2 protein-coding genes and 1 riboswitch are annotated in these 2,883 nt (G+C 67.4%); of the genes, one reads left to right on the top strand and one right to left on the bottom strand.

Annotated features, from left to right (window positions below; all coding sequences use genetic code 11):
* Nucleotides 1-185: 185 nt before the first annotated feature.
* Entirely contained in the window at nucleotides 186-1,955 is a 1,770-nt protein-coding gene (locus G3N64_RS38665; RefSeq protein WP_205788834.1) for an ABC transporter ATP-binding protein/permease, read from the bottom strand.
* Between the two features lie 268 nt (nucleotides 1,956-2,223).
* Nucleotides 2,224-2,347, top strand: a riboswitch (TPP riboswitch).
* A 225-nt stretch (nucleotides 2,348-2,572) separates the two neighbouring features.
* Between G3N64_RS38665 and G3N64_RS38660 the strand changes: the two genes are divergently transcribed.
* Nucleotides 2,573-2,883, top strand: a 311-nt coding sequence (locus tag G3N64_RS38660) for an FAD-dependent oxidoreductase (protein WP_205788833.1), incomplete at its 3' end; no start/stop codon positions are given.

Below are 2,883 nucleotides of genomic sequence, written 5' to 3'. Positions count from 1 at the left end.
CATGTGGCGGACCCACCACGGACATATGCATCACTGTCGACCCGCTTCCCCGCAACGCGTCTCTTCCGTTCCGTGCAGCGCCAGCGCGATGCAGCGTGCCGCGACACGCAGGGGGAGGGCCGCAGTTAGCCCCGAACCCGCGCCGGTGATCAGCGCGATCCGTGCGGCGTGCGCGGCGCGTGCGCTCACGCAGCGACCTTGTCGCTGTCGTTCACGCGCTCGACGTTGATCGTGCCGACGTGGAACGCGGCCAGCGACTCGCGGTGCGCGATGCTGACGATCGCGGCCTTCGGCAGCCGTTCGGCGAACAGGTGATAGAGGCGTGCCTCGTTATCGGCGTCGAGCGCGCTCGTCGCTTCGTCGAGGAACAGGAAGTCGGGCTTGTGCAGCAGCACGCGTGCGCCAGCCAGGCGCTGCTGTTCGCCCGGCGACAGCACGCGGGTCCAGTGCGCGTTCTCGTCGAGGCGGCCGACGTAATCCTCGAGGCGGCAGGCGCGCAGCGCATCGCGGCAGGCTTCGTCGCTGAATGCGTCGGGCGTCGCCGGATAGGTGAGCGCGGCCTTCAGCGTGCCGATCGGCAGATAGCTCGTCTGCGGCACGAACATCATCCGCGCGCCGACCGGCGCATCGATCGCGCCGTCGCCGAACGGCCACAGGCCCGCGAGCGCGCGCATGAACGTGCTCTTGCCGGAACCCGACTTGCCGATCACGAGCCAGCGCGAGCCGGGCTCGATCGTGACGCTGCCGATGTTCGCGAGCGCGTTGCCGTTCGGCAGCGCGAGCTTGAGCGACGATGTCGACAGCTTGGCGGCGTCGACGTAGTGCAGGTTGATGCCGCCGTGCTCGGTCGCGGGCGACAGGCTTTCCTTCAGGTGCGACGTGCCCATCACGCGCTTGAATTCGCGCAGACGGTTGACGGTGGCGCGCCATTCGACGAGGGTCGAGTAACTGTTGATGAACCACGAGAACGAATCGCTGACGGTGCCGAACGCGGACGAGATCTGCATCAGCACGCCGAACGAGAACGCGCCCGCGAAATAGCGCGGCGCGGCAACGACGAGCGGGAAGATGATCGCGATCTGCCCGTAGAAGCTCAACACGAACGTGAGCCGCTTCGTGTACTTCATCACGCGCCACCAGTTGTCGCGGATGCGCATGAAGAGGGTCTGCGCGTTGCCGGTCTCGGTCTTCTCGCCGTCGTAGAACGCGATCTGCTCGGCGTTCTCGCGCACGCGGATCAGCCCGAAGCGGAAGTCGGCCTCGACGCGCTGCTGCTGGTAGTTGATCGACACGAGCGGATGGCCGACCTTCTGGATGATCAGCGAGCCGACCACCGCATACAGCGCGGCCGCCCACACCATGTAGCCGGGAATCGAAATCGGCGTCGCGCCGAGCGTGAACGTCAGCGCGCCGGCGAGCGACCACAGGATCGTGATGAACGACACGAGCGTGACGACCGTCGACAGCAGGTCGAGCGACAGCGCGAGCGTGGTCGTCGCGAACGACTGGAGGTCGTCGGTGATCCGCTGGTCGGGGTTGTCGGCGAGACGGTCACGCTCGATCCGGTAGAACGCGCGATCGCCGAGCCACTGGCCGAGAAAGCGGTCGGTGAGCCACTGACGCCAGCGGAAGCCGAGCATCTGCCGCAGGTAGCGGCCGTACACGGCGAGGATGATGAAGGCGAACGCGAGCGCGGAGAACTGCATCAGCAGGTTCGGGAAGTCGTGGACGTCCTTCGACTGCAGCGCGTTGTAGAACTCGGCGTTCCACTTGTTCAGCCGGACGTTGATCCAGACCACGCAGAGGTTGATCGCGATGATCGCGACCAGCAGGCCCCATGCGATTTTCCATTCGGACGATATCCAGTAGGGCTTGATGAGGCTCCATGCGGATACCGGGCGCTCGTCCTGTGGCGCATCGGAGGCGGAGCGGACGGGATCGATCGATTGGGTCATGTGCTTCCTGATGAGTAGCCGGCGCGCGGGCCGGGCGAAGCCGGGCGCGCGCCGCGATACGGCATGCCGGGACGCGGCGCCGACTGACGGCGGGCGTCCGGATGGTCGCCCGCGCGTCTTAAACGGCACTTAAGGCCGGCGGTGACGCGGCAACCGGCCGCTCGCGCGGCCGGCCTGCAGGCATTGTGCCAGAGCAGCGCGGCACGACGGCGAAATTGCCGCAAGGGGACAGTTTGCGGCGCTTTCCGCTTTTATGGTCTAATGGCCGACGACGAAACAGGGGTGCTTCGTGGCGCGGCCGGCAGATGTTCCGGGCAGCGCGATGAGGCTGAGAAAAACCCTTTGCACCCGATCCGGGTAATACCGGCGAGGGAAGTTTCTGAACCCGCCGGGCCGCGCTGGCTGCCATCCCACATGGTCAGCGCCCTTGTTCCGCCCGGCCGGCCTTTGCTGCCGGTTTCGTCCTTTTGGGTACGCGCGTTGCGCGTTACGGAAGGAATGATGACCGCACAATCTTCAGTCTTTTGCATGGTTCCCGGCCCGATGTCGCGTGCGTTTGCGCGCGGCGGCGCGTGCGCGTCGACGTTCGTCGTGCGTGCTCGCGCGGAGGGCGCGCAATGAACGCCCGGGATTCCCGACCCGATTTCGCCGTGCTCGGCGGCGGCCTCGTCGGCCGCCTGATTGCCTGGCGGCTCGCGGGCGACGGGCATCGCGTCGCGCTCTACGAGCGTGGCGGCCCGGACGGCGAGCAGTCGGCCGCGTGGATCGCGGCCGCGATGCTCGCGCCGCTCGCGGAAGCGGCGAGCGCGGAGCTGCTGATCACCGAACTCGGCGCCGCGTCGCTCGCGCGCTGGCCGCAGTGGCTCGCGGAACTGCCCGAACCCGTCTTCTTCCAGCGTCACGGCACGCTCGTCGTCTGGCATCACGA

Source organism: Burkholderia sp. Ac-20344 (genome assembly GCF_017104975.1).
In the GTDB taxonomy this organism is placed as follows: Bacteria; Pseudomonadota; Gammaproteobacteria; order Burkholderiales; family Burkholderiaceae; genus Burkholderia.
The sequence above is the reverse complement of the archived record's forward strand: the minus strand, read 5'-3'. Positions and strand labels throughout refer to the sequence as shown.